The organism is Salinibacterium sp. VpJ6 (assembly GCF_059767345.1).
This window is the reverse complement of record NZ_JBSOQL010000001.1, coordinates 1,428,243-1,447,154: the sequence shown is the minus strand read 5'-3', so window position 1 is coordinate 1,447,154 and position 18,912 is coordinate 1,428,243. Positions and strand designations below refer to the sequence as shown.

2 protein-coding genes are annotated in these 18,912 nt (G+C 63.8%); both read left to right on the top strand.

The features are described 5' to 3' along the window. The first annotated feature begins 155 nt into the window (after positions 1-155). On the top strand, positions 156-18,383 hold the full coding sequence (locus ACWTV1_RS07060; protein WP_498504681.1) for a CLIPPER-2 domain-containing protein: 18,228 nt from the start codon (positions 156-158) through the stop codon (positions 18,381-18,383). After that, complete coding sequence (locus tag ACWTV1_RS07055; protein ID WP_100387968.1) at positions 18,380-18,832, top strand: hypothetical protein; 453 nt, start codon at positions 18,380-18,382, stop codon at positions 18,830-18,832. The genes ACWTV1_RS07060 and ACWTV1_RS07055 overlap by 4 nt, the downstream gene beginning before the upstream one ends. The last annotated feature ends 80 nt before the right edge of the window (positions 18,833-18,912 follow it).

Sequence of the window (18,912 nt, the reverse complement as noted above, 5' to 3'; positions counted from 1 at the left end):
GTGCAGGGCAGATTCGGGTGGACTACGGGTAGTTAGGGTGTCCAAAACCTCGACCTAGAGTTTATGGTTGGGAGAGATGCGCTCACCCGAAGGGCAAATCATTGACGATGCGATGACCCGCAAAGTCAGGGATTTAAACCCGGGGGAGAGAGAAATTGCGGCACAACAGCATCAACGTGGAGCGCACGCAGCGTAGCGCTCGAAGCGCGTTCATGCGGGGCGTGGCGTCAATCGTCGCCTTCGGTCTTCTGGTGGCCGGTCTCACCGTGATGCCCGCCACTCCGGCCGAAGCTGCCGTTGTGCAGTGGGGTACCAACGCAGGTACATCGCCCAGCTATCAGACCACCGTCAATGGCGATTTTGTTATGGCAGGCAATGGCGTTCTTGAGTGTCTTGGTGCGTACTTTAATGGCATCGGCGGTTGCACGGATCTGCATTCAGCCTCTGGTGGCAACTCGAGCACGGCGAACGATAACTTCTATTTGCAAAACTCGAACACGGTGTCCGGATTCGCCACGAATTCGAGCTCTGCCAACATTACGATTCCCGCCGGCGCCTCGGTAAAAAAGGCGTTTCTCAGTTGGAGCGCTAACACCGGCCGCTACACGGGAACTTCTCAAAATACATGCACCGTGCCCGATTCTGGTCGTGGCACCGTAACCATGCCTGCAGGATCTGCGACAGGCTATCGCAGCCAAGCGGCAAAAATTAAGGTCGGAGCAGCGGGTGTTGTAACCTCCGTGGCGCCGTCGAGTGTGCTCGAAGATCCCACGGGAACTGTATCTGCGCTTTACTACAGCGCCAGTGCTGATGTCACGAGCGCCTTCGCAGGAGCCGCAACCGGAACACCGCTGTTGGTCTCCGCTGGAGATATTTGGGCCCCGCAGGGTGCCGGTTGCTACGCCGGGTGGAGCCTCACCGTTGTGTACGACTACGGAATCTACATTCCGACCAACCCGCTTTCGCAGCCCCACCGGATCATCTTTTATGAGGGCCACGTTCGCTTGACCGCCGCTGAGGCGCCCCTCACGGTCGCGTTCAACGGATTCAGCGCTGTCGAGACAGGGACTCGTGCTGGATACACGCTATTCGAGGGTGATCGGGTCATCCAAGGCGACAAGGCCGAATATTCGCGGGGCACGGGAGCCTTCACGCAAATCCCAAATAGCGCGGGTAACACCAATAACATCGGCATCGGCAGAGGAGAGGGCTCTGTTCGCTACACGGCCCTGAGCGATACCGGACCGTTCACCAACCAGAGTGTGGATGTCGCGACCGTCAGCTTGCCGAATGTGCAAGCGGGAGATACCTCCGTCAACCTTCGAATGAGCACAAGCGGTGACTCCTACCTGCTGCAAAACACGATTCTGTCGGTGCCGAGCGCGGGCATCAATATCTCCAAGACCTACAACGGAACTCTCGATCAGCAGTCGCGCACCGCAACAGAAGCGGCAACCTTCTCGATCACGGTGACCAACTCGGGCGTCGGTATTCTGCAGAACATCGTCATCGCGGATGATCAAAGTAACTGCGCGCGCCCGCTGACCGGCATCACGCTCGCTCCGCTCCAGTCGTACACCTATACCTGTGTGGCGAACGGGCTGACGACAGCCAGCTACGACTCGACAGCGACCGCAACGGCAAGCACGGTTGTGGGTAACAACTCTGCCACCGGCAGCGACTCCACGCGTGTACTGCTCTCCTCCCTCTCGCTCGCCAAGACGAGCGCCCTCGCCGGTGGAGCTACGGGCCGCGCAGGCGACACCCTCAACTACACCTTCACCATCAAGAACAACGGCGACTCGCCCCTCACCGGCGTAGCCGTCACCGACCCGCTTCCCGGGCTCTCGGCGATCACCTACACGTGGCCGACGGGCACCGCTGGTGCGCTTGCGGCTGGCGCTTCCGCCACCGGTACGGCGACCTACACCCTGACTCAGGCCGACGTGGATGCGGGTTCCATCGCGAACACCGCAACCGCCACCGGTACGGATGCCGACGGCGGCATCAAGCCCGTAGCGACAGCCAACCGCACCACCCCCATCCCGGTGAATGCTGTTCTCGAAACCAAGAAGACTGCCGCGTACGCCGGCGCTGGAGTCGGTAACGTCGGCGACACCGTCAACTACTCGTTCTCGGTCAAGAACACCGGAAACGTCACGCTCACCTCGGTGACCCTGACTGACCCCCTCACCGGACTGTCTGCCATTGCGGTCACGTGGCCAGGAACCAGCGGCACCCTCGCTCCGGGCCAGACCGCGACCGGAACCGCGACCTACACGGTGAAGCAGGCCGACGTTGACGCCGGCAAGATCGTGAACCAGGCCACTTCGAGTGGCCGCACCCCCAAGAACGTTGCTGTCACGGGCCTCAGCAATGAAGTGACCTTGGCAACCGCGCCAGCAGCTCCCGGGCTCACCACCACGAAGTCGGGCACTGTTGCTGACCCCAAGGGCGTCGGCAGCGTTGTCACCTACAACTTCAGCGCCAAGAACACCGGAAACGTCACCCTCACGGGCGTGACGATCGCTGACCCGCTCGTCGGGCTCTCCGCTCTGACCTACTCGTGGCCGGGAACCGCCGGAACTCTCGCTCCGGGCCAGACCGTGACCGCCACCGCGACCTACACCGTGAAACAGTCCGACGTGGATGCCGGACTGGTGCGCAACACGGCCACCAGCTCGGGAACATCGCCCAGCGGCACTGCCGTTACTGCGGCATCCCCTCGCGTGGATGTCCCGCTGCAAACTCGCGCCCCTGCGGTATCGCTGACCAAGTCGGGAGCGCTCGCGGGCGGCTCGACCGCGGGCAGCACCGTGAACTACTCGTTCGTTCTGACCAACTCGGGCAACGTGACCCTCACGAATGCGGGCATCACCGACCCGCTCTCGGGACTCTCGGCCATCACGTACAGCACGTGGCCCGGCACCGTCGGCGCCCTTGCTCCCGGCCAGTCCGTCACCGCCACGGCAACGTACACAGTGAAGCAATCGGATGTCGACGCCGGTGCTGTTGTGAACAGCGCGACCGCAAAGGGCACCCCTCCGACCGGAGCTGACGTGACGCGCACGACGCCCGCGACCGTTCCGATCACGGCCGATGCCAAGATGATCGTCACCAAAACGGGTGCTTACACCACGGGATCCGGCGCTGTCGGGTCGGTCGTCACGTACACCTTCAGCGTGAAGAACGACGGAAACGTCACCCTCAGCCAGGTCGTTCTGGCCGACCCGCTCTCGGGCCTGAGCCCCATCTCGGTAACGTGGCCCGGTGCATCCGGAGTGCTCCCACCAGGGCAGACGGCCACCGGAACCGCGACGTACACGGTCAAGCAGTCTGATGTGGATGCCGGCTCGGTCAAGAACACGGCAACCGCTACGGCAAAGACTCCGACCGGCGCCACGGTGACCCAGCCTTCAGCCGAGTCTGTTGTGCCCACGGTTACCCCCACGCGACTCATCACGACCACGAAGTCGGCGACAATTGCCGGTGGCGCCACCGGCAAGGTCGGCGACGTTATCAACTACTCGTTCAGCGCAAAGAATGACGGAAACGTCACCCTCTCCGGGGTGACGATCGCTGACCCGCACACGGGCCTCTCGGCACTGACCTACACGTGGCCCGGCGCCACGGGCGTTCTTGCTCCCGGCCAGACCGTTACCGCGGTCGCGACGTACACGATCAAGCAGTCCGATGTGGATGCCGGCTCGGTCAAGAACATTGCGACCGGTAGCGGTACTCACGCCGGCACCACCGTCAGCAACCCCTCGACTGAGATCACGGTTCCCACTATTGCGGCCAACCCGGTCGTGACCACGCTCAAATCGGGTGCGCTTGCCGCCGGTTCGACCGGCCGCGCTGGCGATACCGTGAACTTCTCGATCAAGCTCACCAACTCGGGCAACGTCACCCTGACCTCGGTGTCGGCGACGGACACGCTTCCTGATCTCTCGGCACTCACCTACGGCACGTGGCCCTCCGGCGTCGCCGGAACGCTCGCGCCCGGCCAGTCGGTTACCGCCACCGCCACTTACACGCTCAAGCAAAGTGACGTGGATGCCGGCTCGGTATCGAACACGGCAACCGGTTCAGGCACCCCGCCCACCGGCGCCGCAGTGACCAGCGTCAGCCCCGCCACCGTTCCGATCACGGCGGGCCCCGCGCTCACCGTCTCCAAGTCGGGTGCCGTCACGACCGGTAACGGCTCCGTCGGAGACACCGTCACGTTCTCCTTCGTGGTGCGCAACACCGGTAACGTCACCGCGACCAGCGTTGGCATCACCGATACGCTTCCGGACCTCTCCACAGTCACCTTCGGCACCTGGCCGAGTGGCACGGCAGGCACGCTGGCCCCCAACACTCAGGTCACTGCTACCGCGACGTACACAATTAAGCAGGCCGACGTTAACGCGGGCTCTGTCAAGAACACGGCGACGGCATCCGGCACCATCCCCGGCGGCGGAACTGTTTCAGCGACGTCGCCGCAGGCAGTCGTTCCGACCGTGGCTTCGGCTCCCGCGATTGACACCCAGAAGTCCGCAAGCGTTGCAGGAACTGGCGCGGTGGGCGATGTCATCACGTACACGTTTGTCGCGAAGAACACCGGTAACGTCACGCTCACGGGCGTTTCGATCGCTGACCCGCTCACGGGGCTTTCGGCGCTGACCTACGGCACGTGGCCCGGCGGGGTTGCCGGAACACTTGCGCCCAACGCGCAGGTCACCGCCACGGCGACCTACACGATCGTGCAGTCTGATGTGGATGCTGGCTCGGTCAAGAACACGGCAACCTCCACGGGCAACTTTGGCGGAACCGCTGTGACTGACCCCTCGCCGCAGGTGACGACTCCCACTGTCGCTGCGGTGCGCACGATCTCTCTTGCCAAGAATGGCGTTCTCGCTGCGGGTGCTACGGGCGTCGCCGGCGACACCGTCAACTACAGCTTCGTCGTGCGCAACACGGGTAACGTCACGCTGACGAGCGTCGGCATCACCGACCCGCTGTCCGGCCTCTCCGCTGTCACGTTCGGTACGTGGCCCAGCGGCACTGCGGGTCGCTTGCTCCCCAACACGCAAGTCACGGCCACGGCAACCTATGTTCTGAAGCAGTCGGATGTCGACGCTGGTTCGGTAGCCAACACGGCAACCACGCGCGGTACGCCTCCCACCGGTGCTGCCGTCTCGGCAACTGCTCCGGCTACCGTTCCGGTCGCCGCGAACGGTGCTCTCGCCGTGGCGAAGACGGGTGCCGTCACGTCGGGTACCGGAGGCGTCGGCAGCACGATGACCTTCTCGTTCTCCATCACCAACCCCGGAAACGTCACGATGACGGGTGTCGCCATCGCGGACTCGCTCGTCGGCCTCTCGGCGCCCGTCTACACGTGGCCCACCGCTACCGCGGGTCGCATCGCTCCGGGTGAGACCGCGACAGCAACGGCCACCTACACGGTGAAGCAAGCTGACGTCAACGCTGGTTCGGTATCGAACACGGCGACCGTGTCGGGTAAGACTCCGACAAACGCGACGGTCACTTCTGCTCCCTCGACCGCCGACGTTCCTACGATTGCTGGCGCTCCTGAGCTCACCACCACGAAGTCGGCGAACGTCACTTCGGGCGCCAAGGTTGGCGACTCGATCACGTACTCGATCGCAATCTCGAACACCGGTAACCAGACCATCACCGGCGTCACCCTGACTGACTCGCTCGTGGGTCTCTCGACTCCCGTTGTCACGTGGCCCGGCGTTGCGGGAACCCTCGCTCCCGGTCAGACCGCAACAGCTCTCGCGAGCTACACCGTGAAGCAGTCGGATGTGGATGCTGGCTCGATCGCCAACACCGCGTCGGCAGCCGGAACAGCTCCAGGCGCGACTCCCGTCAGCGATGACTCCAACCCCGTGGTCACCACCACGGCTACTCCGGCCCCCACTCTGTCGCTCGTGAAGTCGGGCACGCTGCCGGCTGGTTCCACGTCCGTTGCTGGCGAGGTCGTCACATACAGCTTCGTCATCCGCAACACCGGCAACGTCACGCTCACGGGTGCCGCAGTTACTGACCCGCTCTCGGGCCTCTCTGCGATCACGTATGGCACTTGGCCCTCGGGCACGACCGGAACGTTGGCGCCGAACACTCAAGTGACGGCCACCGCTACCTACACGGTGAAGCAGTCGGATGTCGATGCGGGTTCGATCGCAAACACCGCGACCGCTACGGGAACGGGTGTCATCGGCGGCGCCGCTGCGCCGAAGACCAGTAGCGCGACGGTTCCGCTCGCCTCCACCGCCAAGCTCACCGTCTCTAAGACCGGTGCAGTCGCTGCGGGTGCCAACAAGGTCGGCGACACCGTCACCTTCTCGTTCGTCGTCAAGAACACGGGTAACGTCACGCTCTCGAGCGTTGGCATCACTGATTCTCTCGCGGACCTTTCGGCTGTCACCTTCGGCACCTGGCCGGGCGGCACGACCGGTGTTCTCGCTCCCAACGCGCAGGTAACGGCGACAGCGACGTACACAATCAAGCAGTCCGACGTGAACGCTGGCTCCGTAAAGAACACGGCTACGGCATCCGGAACCCCGCCGTCGGGCCCCGTTGCTACTGCCACGTCGCCGGAGGCCGTAGTGCCGACGGTTGCGGCATCTCCCGCGCTCGTCACCACCAAGAGCGCTGTGGTGGGCGGCACGGGAACTGGTGCGCTCGGCGACACCATCACGTACACCTTCACGGCCAAGAACACCGGTAACGTCACGCTCACGGGCGTCACGCTGACCGACCCGCTGCCCGGACTCTCCACCCCCACCTACGTGTGGTCGGGTGGCGTGAGCGGCCAGCTCAACCCCAACGGCACCGTCACCGGAACTGCCACCTACACAATTACTCAGGCGGATGTTGACGCCGGTTCGGTCAAGAACATTGCGACGGCCACGGGAACGCCTCCCACCGGCGCTGCCGTCACTGCTCCGTCGCCGCAGCTCGTCACGCCGACGATCACGTCTGCACCGAAGATCGGTGTGACGAAGTCGGGCGCTCTCGCGCCGAGCGCGCAGGGTGTTGCTGGTGACGTTGTCACGTGGAGCCTGACGCTCACGAACTCGGGCAATGTGACGCTCACCTCGGTATCGGTTACTGACTCTCTGCCCGGCATTTCCGCCGTGACCTACGGCACGTGGCCCTCGACGGCAGGAACCTTGGCTCCGGGCCAGAGCGTTTCCGCTACCGCAACGTACGTGCTCACGCAGGCAGACATTGACGCCGGTGCGGTGTCGAATACCGCCAACGGTTCGGGTACCCCGCCGCGCGGATCACCCGCCACGGCTACTGCTCCCGCAACTCTTCCCCTTGCATCGAACTCCACCATCACGCTCGACAAGACCGCGGCCATTGTTTCTCCCGGCACGGGCGTTGTGGGCGACACCATCCGCTACACCTTCACCGCCCAGAACACCGGTAACGTCACGCTGACCAACGTGATCATCGCCGACCCGCGTCCCGGCCTCAGCGCACTCACCTACGGCACCTGGACCAGCGGCACTGTGGGCCGCCTCGCTCCGGGGCAGTCCATCACGGCGACGGCTGACTATGTCATCCGTCAGGCCGACCAGAACGCCGGCGTTGTGAACAACACGGCGTCTGTTTCGGGCAAGCCGCCCGTTGGCCCGAACACCACGGCATCGTCGGCTGCGGTAGCTACTCCGACCGCAACGCGCGTTCCGGGCATCCTCACCACTAAGACCTCTAGCGTTGCCGGAACCGGCGCCGTTGGCGATGTCATCACGTACACGATCACAGTACGCAATACGGGTAACACGACCCTCACGTCAGTGTCGGCAAGTGACCCGCTCTCTGGCCTCAGCACGCTTACCTTCGGTGCATGGCCCGGTGGAGTAACCGGAACGCTGCAGCCCAACACGCAGGTTGTCGCCACCGCGAAGTACACGATCAAGCAGTCCGACGTGAATGCGGGCTCGGTCACCAACACAGCAACTGGTCAAGGCACCTCGCCCTCCGCCGGAGTCATCACTGACCCCTCGGATGAAGTTGTTACCCCAACGGTTGCCGCCAACCCCGTCGCTACTTTCTCGAAGACCGGTGTGCTCGCTCCCGGCTCTGTTGGTGCTGCTGGCGACACCATCACGTACACCTTCACGACGGAGAACACCGGTAACGTGACGCTCACGGGAGTTGCTGTCAGCGACCCGCTGGCTGACCTCGGTGCGATCTCGTACACGTGGCCGGGCGCCACTGGCGTGCTCACCCCAGGCCAGACCGTCACGGCGACGGCTAACTACACGGTGAAGCAGTCCGATGTGGATGCTGGCTCTGTCAGTAACACCGCAACCGTCACTGCCACCCCGCCGTCGGGCACGCCGTTCACCGAGACGGATCCCGAGACGGTATCGATCGCGCCTGCCCCCGGCATTACGGTCAGCAAGGTTGCCTCCGTCGGTGGAACCGGTGCGGAGAACGACGTCATCACGTACACGATGACGATTCGCAACACGGGTAACCAGACGCTCACCGTCGTTACGCTCATCGACAACCTGCCCGGGCTGAGCACTCCGACCTTCGTGTGGCCGGGGGCAGACAACGAGCTCGCGCCGGGTCAAACAGCCACGGCGACCGCGACCTACACGATCGATCAAGACGACCTCAACGCCGGCGAGGTGACCAACACCGCGAACGTGACCGCTCAGACTCCTGGTGGCGGCCCCGAGGTGAACGCAAGCTCTGGCGCTGTGGTCGTCGCGACTGGTGCCCAGCGTCCCGAACTCACCACAACGAAGACCGCCAGCGTTGTGCCGAGCCCTGCCGCTGAAGGCACCACCATCACGTACTCCTTCCTTGTGGAGAACACCGGAAACGTGACGATTGAGAACATCGTTCTCAACGACCCGCTTCTGGGCGGAGCAACGCCCACGTTGTCCGCGACATCGCTCGACCCCGGTGAATCGGCGACAGCAACGGCGAACTACACGATCACTCAAGCCGATATCGACGCCGGTTCGGTGACGAACACGGCGAAGGCTGCCGGTGCCACCACAGCAGATCCCGCCGTGCCGGTTGAAAGCCCGGTTTCCTCGGTGACGACTCCGACCGCGCCCGCTGCCCCCGGCATCTCGGTCACGAAAACAGGCACCGCCGCGCAAGACGCCGGCGACCTGATCGACTGGTCCTTCACCGTTACCAACACCGGAAACGTCACGCTCAGCGGCGTCACCCTCAACGATGCCCTTGCTGGAGTCACGCCCGTCTTCGGAACTTTCCCCAGCGGTGTCTCAGGTCAGCTCGACCCCGGCGATAGCGTCCTCGCGACCGCTGACGACTATGTCGTAACGCAGGCGGATGTCGACTCGGGCTCCGTCGTGAACACCGTGACCGCATCCGGTACGCCGTCTCGTGGCGCCGTCGCTAACGCGACCACTGCGGCGACCGTGCCTTTGGCTCCCGATGCTGGAATCACCATCGTCAAGTCTGAAGACGCCTCGCCCGCAGACCGCGGACTTGGCGACACCGTAAGCTTCACATTCACCGTCACCAACACCGGTAACGTCACGCTGAGCTCGATCAGCATCATTGACCCCCTCGACGGTGTTTCGGCGATCAGCTACGACGACTGGGACGGCAACGCCGCCGGCTCGCTCGGCCCGAACGATGTGCTGACCGCAACTGCCACGTACGTGCTCACGCAAGCCGACATCGACCGCGGTTTCGTCGACAACGACTCGAGCGTGCTCGCCTCGACCCCTGCTGGTGTCATCTTGGATGAGGACTCCAACACCGTCACCGTCACGACCGACGCAGCGGCTCCCTCTCTCGTCACCACAAAGGCCGCCGTGCTCAACGGCACGGGCGTGGTGGGCGACACGATCAGCTACACGATCACGCTGCTGAATGACGGAAACGTCACGCTGACGGATGCTGCGGTCACCGACTCGCTCGCGGGTCTCAGTGCTCTCGTCTACGGCGAATGGGTCTCCGGTGTTGATGGCGAACTTGCTCCCGGTGAGTCCGTCACGGCCACCGCGAACTACACGATCACTCAGGCGGATGTCGATGCTGGCTCGGTCAGCAACATCGCGACCGGTGACGCCGAATCCGCTCGCGACGGCGCTGCCGTCACGGATGATTCGCCCGCCGCGGTCACGCCTCTCGTCACTCAGGCCGCCGCTATTTCGGCGACCAAGACCGGTGCGCTGGAATCCGGCTCTGAGGGTGAGGCAGGAGACCTCATTGAGTTCGCCTTCACGATCACGAACGACGGAAACGTCACGCTTACTGGCGTCACGTTGGCTGACCCGCTCACCGATCTGTCGGCCATCACGTACACCTGGCCCACCGCGACCGACGGCGTCTTGGCTCCGGGCGAGACCGCAACGGCGGTAGCGACCTACGAGCTCAAGCAGAGCGACGTGGACTCCGGTTCTGTCGTGAACTTGGCCACACCATCCGGTGTTGACCCCAACGCGGTTGACGTTGATGGCACCGAAGTCGCCGCGACTGTTGTTGTTGAACCCGACGCAAGCCTGAGCGCGATCAAGACGGGCGAACTGCGTGCGGGCGGAATCGGTCAAGTCGGCGACATCATCGACTACTCCGTGACCGCCACCAACACCGGAAACGTCACGCTGCACGACGGCCAGCTTCTTGACCCACTTCCCGGAATTAGTGACCCCAACATCGTCTGGCCAGACCCGGCTCAGCCCGGCGTTCTCGGCGTCGGCGAGTCCGTCACCGGAACCGCGGAATACACGCTCACCCAGGCCGACATCGACCTCGGGTACATCGAGAACACGGCAGACGTTCAGGCCCTCACGCCGAACGATGCCGTTGTTCCGGCGACCACCAACACTGTCGTCATCCCGACGGTGCGACCGGCTCCGATCCTCACGGTCGACAAGACTGCCGTAGTCGCTGACGCTGGCGAACTTGGCGATGAGATCGCCTACTCGTTCACGATCACGAACGATGGAAACGTCACGATCGACGGCATCACCCTTGCTGACCCACTGCCCGGTCTCACGGGCCTCACGGTCAACTGGGATGTCGCGAACACCACCCAGACGCTCGCCCCCGGCGACAGCGTCACCGCCACGGCAACGTACGAAATCACTCAGGATGACGTGAACGCGGGAGAGGTCGTCAACACGGCGACCGCCAGCGGAACCGGTGCGCAGAGCACTCCGGTTAGCGGCTCCTCGCCCGAGGTCGTAACCGAAATCGTTGAGGCTGCCCCCTCGCTCAGCGCGACCAAGAGCGCGGCACTCGCGGCCGGCGCTACGGGCGTCGCGGGCGACACCGTGGAATTCAGTTTCACCGTGACCAACGACGGAAACGTTTCGCTGACATCCGTCGATCTGATCGACCAGTTGCCGGGCCTCACCGGAGTGACCTTCGGTGCCTGGCCAACAGCGACTGACGGACTGCTCAACCCGGGCGATGACGTCACGGCCACCGCGACCTACACGCTCCTCCAGAGCGACATTGATGCTGGTTCTCTCGCGAACAGTGTCAACGCATCGGGCACGCCTCCCACCGGCTCTGCGGTAACGCAGCCAGCTTCGGCGACGCTCCCGCTCACGGCGGCACCGAACTTCACCATCACGAAGACGGGTGACTTGGGAGCCCAGCTGGGCGAAGTGGGCGATGTCATTGACTACAGCTTCAGCGTTACGAACTCCGGAAACGTGACCCTCACCGGTGTTGTTCTAATTGACTCGATGCCGGGCGTGAGCACTCCGCTGATTGTCTGGCCGGGAGACGACCGCGTGCTCGCTCCGGGCGAGACGGCGACCGCTACCGCGGACTACACGATCACTCAGGACGATGTCGACGCGGGTTCCGTCTCGAATACTGCTGAGGCTCTCGGTTCCACGCCTGACGGCACCGAGTACTTCGAGTTCTCAGACCCTGCGATCAATCCCACGGTCGAGCGCACGGACTCGGTAACAATCGACAAGGTCGGCAGTACCCCGGATGGCGCGACTCTCGGCGATCTCGTGCACTACGACTTCACGCTGCAGAACACCGGAAACACGACTCTCACGGGCGTCGCGATCGATGACCCGCTGGTTGGACTCTCGACCATCGTTTACTCGTGGCCGGGTGCTGCGGGCGAGCTCGCTCCCAGCGAGACCGCCACTGCCACAGCGACCTACGCCATAACGCAGGCCGATATCGACCTCGGTTACGTGAGCAACTCCGCGGATGTCGACGCCACGTCACCCCTCGGCGCCGTTGACGATTCGGTCGGCCCCATTGATGTGCCGACCGTCACTGCCGCGCCAGCGATCGAGACGACCAAGAACGGTGCGCTCGAGGCCGGTGCAACAGGATTCGCCGGCGACACGGTGGAGTACTCCTTCACCGTGCGCAACAGCGGAAACGTCACGCTCACCGACGTCGAACTCTCCGACCCGCTCACGGGACTCAGCGCTCTGACGTACACGTGGCCGACTGCTACTGACGGAGCGCTCGCGCCGGGCCAGAGCGCAACCGCCGTCGCGACCTACGAGCTCACGCAGGCAGACGTCGACGCGGGCAAGGTCGACAACGAAGTGACAGCCGAGGGAACCACTCCCGCGGCAGGCACAGTTGACGACACCGCGACCGAGACCGTTACGATCACTCCCGCTCCGGTACTCACTCCGTTCAAGGAGGGCGTCATCCTCAACGGTGGCGTTGGTGCTGTCGGAGACACGGTCGAGTACACGCTCACCGTGACCAATGACGGAAACGTCACCCTGTACGACGGCCAGCTGCTCGACCCGCTGCCGGGGCTTTCGGTTCCGGTCATTACGTGGCCAGACCCCGCCAAGCCTGGCGAGATTCCGGTCGGCCAGTCGGTCGTCGGCGTCGCAACCTACGAGCTGACGCAGGAAGACGTTGACCGCGGATTCATCTCGAACATTGCAGAAATGTCTGCCGAGACTCCGAAGGGTGTCCTCGTGGTCGAGACCTCCAACGAGGTCATCGTTCCGACCGTTCTGCCTGCTCCGAACATCACCGTGACCAAGTCGGGCGCGCCTCAGGGCACGGCCGACCTCGGCGACACGATCGACTACTCGTTCGAGATTCTCAACTCGGGTAACGTCACGCTGGACTCAGTCACGCTGACGGATCCGCTCCCGAACCTCTCGGCGATCACGATCACGTGGCCCACCCCGGCGACCCCCGGTGTGCTCGCTCCCGGTGAGATCGCTACCGCGACGGCTGACTACGAAATCACACAGGACGACGTGGATGCTGGCGCCGTTTTGAACATCGCGACCGCTGATGGCGTTGACCCCAACGGCACCGACGTCACGGACGACTCTGAAGCGAACACGGTTCCGACCGAAACGATTCGTGCGGAGGTGGAACTCACCAAGAACGGTGTGCTCGCCGACCCGGCTCGCGCCGATGAGGGCGACACCGTTAACTGGTCGTTTGAGCTGAGCAACACCGGCAACGTCACGCTCACGGGTGTAGAGATCGTTGATTCCCTCGCGGGTATCTCGGCTCTGACCTACACGTGGCCCGGCGCCGACGGCACGCTCGAGGTGGGCGAATCGGTCACCGCAACGGCAACATCCACATTGACGCAGGCGCAGATCGATGGGGGAACCGTAGAGAACGATGCTGTTGGTTCGGGAACGCCTCCGCGCGGTGACCCCGTCAGCGACCCCGCAACAGCCGCGGTCGTGCTCGCCTCGCAGGCCAGCATGGATGTCACCAAGGTCGGCACCGTCGACGGTGCTGGCAACGCGGGTGACACGATCGATTACGACTTCGGCATCACGAACTCCGGAAACGTCACCTTGACTCTCGTGGATCTGGTTGATGCGCTCGTCGGCGTCAGCAGCCCAGTCTTCTCATGGCCGGGAACGCCAGGAGAGCTGCAACCAGGTGAGACGGTTACGGCTACTGCCAACTACACGATCACTCAGGATGACGTCGACCGCGGCAGCGTCTCGAACGTGGCGACCGCCAGCGGAAAGCCGCCGATCGGTGACACGATCACGGTGAGCACGACGGTTACCGAGACGACTGTTGCTCCGGCCGCTGCTTCGCTGCTGTTGACGAAGTCATCGAGCACGGGCGCGAGCGCTGGTGTGAACGACATCGTCACCTACACATTCGAGGTGGAGAACACCGGAAACGTCACGGTTGATGAAATTGTGATTGCCGACCCCCTGCCCGGCCTCAGCACTCCTGTGGTCAACTGGCCAGGAGCCAACGGTGTTCTCGCCCCCGGCGAGACGGCAACGGCAACGGCGACCTACGCGATCACTCAGGCCGATGTTGACGCGGGCAAGGTCGACAACACTGCCGTTGCCAATGGCACCTCTCCGACCGACGCTGCCGTTGCGAGCAACACGGCTCTTGAATCGACGCCGACGGATGCGGCTGCGCCCGACATCCTCGTCACCAAGAGTGGTGCCCTCACACCCGGTGCTGCCGGCTTCGAGGGTGACCTCGTGGAGTACGAGTTCTCGCTCACGAACAACGGTAACCAGACGCTCACGGCGGTATCGCTGGCTGACCCGCTGCCGAACCTTTCGGCAATCGTGTACTCGTGGCCGACCGCAACGGCGGGCACCTTGGCGCCGGGGGCTGTTGTTACAGCCACGGCTACCTACGAGTTGACTCAGGATGACATTGACTCCGGCTCCGTCGCGAACATTGTCACCGGTAGCGCGACGCCGCCATCAGGCACCGCGTTCACCGAGACGGCGCCCGCCGCTGTCCCGATCGCCGCAAATGGCGAACTCGAAGCCACGAAGTGGGGCGAACTGCGCGCCGGTGGAATCGGGCAGGTTGGCGACTGGGTCGACTACCGTCTCGAAGCAACCAACACGGGCAATGTCACCCTCATCGACGGCGAGCTGCGCGATCCGCTTCCTGGACTGAGCGTTCCCGTCATCACCTGGCCGAACCCCGCGCAGCCCGGCGTTCTGTTGCCCGGCGAAACTGTCATCGGTGAAGCATCGGTTCAGCTCACGCAGGAAGACATCGACCGCGGCTACATCTCGAACATTGCGGATGTCGGCGCTACCGACCCGAACGATGATGACATTTCTGCGACCACCAACGAAGTTATCGTCACGACAGTTCAGCCGCAGCCGAGCATGACGGTCGTGAAGTCGGGCGAGGTCGCTCTGACGGGCGAGAACGGCGTCGGCGACACCGTGGACTTCGAATTCGAGGTTCGTAACACCGGTAACGTCACGATCGGTTCGATCGTTGTCACCGATCCACTGCCCGGAATGAGCACGCCAACAGTGCAGTGGCCGACCGCGGTAGAAACACTCGCGCCCACCGAAACGGTGACCGCAACGGCCAGCTACCCCATCCGTCAGTCGGATGTTGACCGTGGCTACGTTGAGAACACGGCGAGTGCTACGGCAGTTCCCGTTCGCGGCGATGCCATCTCCGCACCCTCAAACACTGTCGAGGTGCCCACCGAGGCTCCGAGCGTGGTCGTTTCGGTGACCAACGTTGGCGCTTTGACGAACCCGGGCCCGGCCGTGGAAGGCGACACGGTCACCTGGGACTACAGCTTCACGAGCACCAGCAACGTGACGCTCTCGGGCGTTGAGTTGAGCGACTTCATCGGTTCGCTCCCGGCTGGGGACTACACCTGGCCCGGAGACGTGGGCGTTCTTTTGCCTGGCGAAACCGTCACGGCAGTTCGCGTGCAGCCGCTGACGCAGGCCGATATCGACTCGGGTGCTGTGTCGAGCGTCGTTACCGGTGAGGGAACTCCTCCGGTCGGCGCTGCGGCAACCGCCACTGCTCCGGCTACTGTCGCTCTCGCGGCCGATGGCCTGTTGCAGGTGACGAAGTCGAGCGAGCTGGCTGTCGCTGGCGAGAACGGCCCTGGCGACACCATCGATTACACGATCGTGGTTACCAACATCGGAAACGTCACGCTGCGCACGGTGACCATCACCGACAGCATTGACAACGTCTCGATCAACTCGATCGTCTGGCCCGCCAACAGTGGCGTACTGGCTCCGGGTGAATCGGCGACGGCGAGCGCGACCTACGTTCTCGAACAGGATGACGTCGACCGCGGCTATGTCGACAACACCGCATCCGTTCGTGGCGTCACGCCCGGCGGCGACCCTGTCACGGCGACGTCGAACGTTGACCGCGAACTCACAGCGGTGGCTGACCCCAGCATTACCGCTGAGAAGTCAGGCGTCATGACGTCGGGTTCGGGTGAAGTCGGTTCTGAAATCACCTACAGCTTCATCGTGAAGAACACCGGAAACGTGACCCTGCGCCTCGTAGGCGTTATTGACCCGCTGATCGACGTCGTTCCGTCTGACCTCACGTTCCCCTCGGCCACCGGTATTCTCGGCCCGAACGAGCAGGCCGTCGGTTCCGTCGTGTACACCGTGACGCAGGCCGATGTCGACAGCGGCACCGTGGAGAACACGGCGACGGCGATCGGAACGGCGCCAGACGGTACCGGAGTGACCGGTGTCTCGAACACTGTGCTCAACCCGACCGCGGATGCTGCGCCATCCATCGTCACTTCCCACACTGCGGCTCTCGCTGCGGGAGCAACGGGAGTGCTCGGCGACGGCATGGACTACACGTTCACGATCACGAATGACGGAAACGTCACGCTCGATGGTGTGACGCTCTCGAACACGATCCCCGGCCTCACCGGCTTCGTCTACACGTGGCCAGACCCGGCCGCTCCGGGCGTACTCGCACCGGGCGAAAGTGTCACCGTCACGGCAACTCGTCTTGTTGACCAAGCGGATGTCGACGCCGGTGAAGTGCGCAACGTGGCGACCGGTGAGGGTAACTCTCCCGCCGCAACCGCCGTTGATTCTGATTCTGCGGTCACCGTGGTTCCGCTCATCGAGGCGCTGTCGGGCATCGACATCGCCAAGGCTGGCGTACCGCGCGACGTCGTGAACCCCGTCGTCGTGGGTTCGTGGATCGATTACACCTTCACCGTCGAGAACACGGGCGAAACCACACTGAGTGGTGTCACCGTTGCTGACCCCAAGGTCGGAACGACAGCAGTCGTGTACGGCGCTTGGCCCGCAGCAGCCGGCGTATTGGCTCCGGGGGAGTCGGTTACGGCGACCGCGAGCTACCAGGTCACGCAGGCTGAGTTCGATGCCGGTTCGGCGTCGAACACCGCAAACGTGACATCGACGAACCCGGCGGGCGACGACATCGTCGACACGTCGAACACCGTCGTTGTTCCGACCGCGGCTGGCTCGCCTGACATTGAGATCACGAAGACTCAGGTGCTGGCCGCTGGCGCGACCGGCAACGCGGGAGACGTCGTGGAGTACAGCTTCGAGGTCACCAACACCGGTGATGTCACGCTGAACGGTGTCACGATCGCCGACGACCAAATTGATCTCAGCACGCTGACGATCACCTGGCCGGGCACTCCGGGTGTTCTCGCTCCGGGCCAGTCGGCCACGGCAACCGCAACGTACGTACTCACTCAGGATGACGTGGATGCTGGTTCGATCAGCTCCGACGCTTCCACGGCGGGAACGCCGGTCGTGGGCGCTGTGGTGACGGACACGGCCACCGGCTCAACGCCGATTGTCGAAAACCCGTCGATGACCATCACGAAGACGAGTTCGTTCGCGACCTTCGCCCAGCAGGGTGCCACCGTGAACTACGTCATCGAGGTCGTCAACACGGGTAACGTCACGCTCACCGGAGTCGTAATCACCGACCCCAAGCCGGGCGTCTCCGCGCTCACCTACAACTGGCCGGGTACTCCTGGCGAGTTGGCTCCGGGTGAGTCAGTCACGGCAACGGCGACCTACGTGATCACTCAGGGTGACGTGGATGTCGAACAGACCACGAACGTGGCCACGGTCGACGCGAACGCGCCCTCGGGCCCCATCGCGCCGGAAGAGGCAACCGACGTTCTCCCGATTCCGAATGTGCCGAACATTGCGCTGATGATCTCGGGTGTGCTCGGTGCGGGCCAGCAGGGCTTCCCCGGCGATGTCGTGATCTTCACGTACGTGGCCACCAACACGGGAACGCTGCCGCTGACGAATGTCTCGATTGCCGATCCGCGTTCCGGTCTCTCGCCCATGAACTACGGTGCGTGGCCCGGCGCGGTCGGCGTTCTCGCTCCGGGTGAGTCGATCACAGCAACGGCGACCTATGTCATCCGTGAAAGCGACGCGGGAACGACGCTTTACGAAACGGCAACGGTCACCAGCACCGAAATCAACTCGGGAGACCCCGTGGTGGCAACTGCACAGACAACTTTGCAGCTACCTACCAAGGCTCTCTCTTACACTGGGTCGGATCCCCGAGGAACACTCGCAACCGGGTTGGGCACACTGCTCGCCGGCCTCGCTCTGATCCTGCTCGCACGCAGAAGACAACGACAGGAAGAATCATGAAGCTCCGCACACGACTGACCGCTACCGCAGTACCTTTTGCGATCCTCGCGCTGACGCTTGCGGGTTGCACGAATGATGGCACCGACGGTCAGCCCGACCCCGAAGAGACGTCGAGCTCGGCCGAGCAGACTCCGGGCGTGACCGACATTACGGATGCTCCCGGTACCGGTGAGAACCTGCAGGGTGCTCTCGCCGACTCCACCGTCAACGAGTGCGAGCGTACGGGCGACGAATGGACTGTCTCGGGTGTCGTGACGAACTCGACCGATGCCAGCGCCACGTACCGCATCTACGTCTCACTGCTCAACGGTGCCAACGACACTCGCGCTCTCACTCAGGTGGATGTCGCTGCGACTGAGCCGGGAGACACCACCGACTGGGAGACCGTTATTCCTGTCGCTGAAGACGAGCTCACCTGCGTGCTGCGCGTCGAGCGCTACGAAGGCTAGTCGCGCGGGGTCGCCCAGAATGGCAGTGCTCCAGCCTATGGTGGCGCTCCGAGGCGGTACTCAGGTGGGGCCGCCGACGA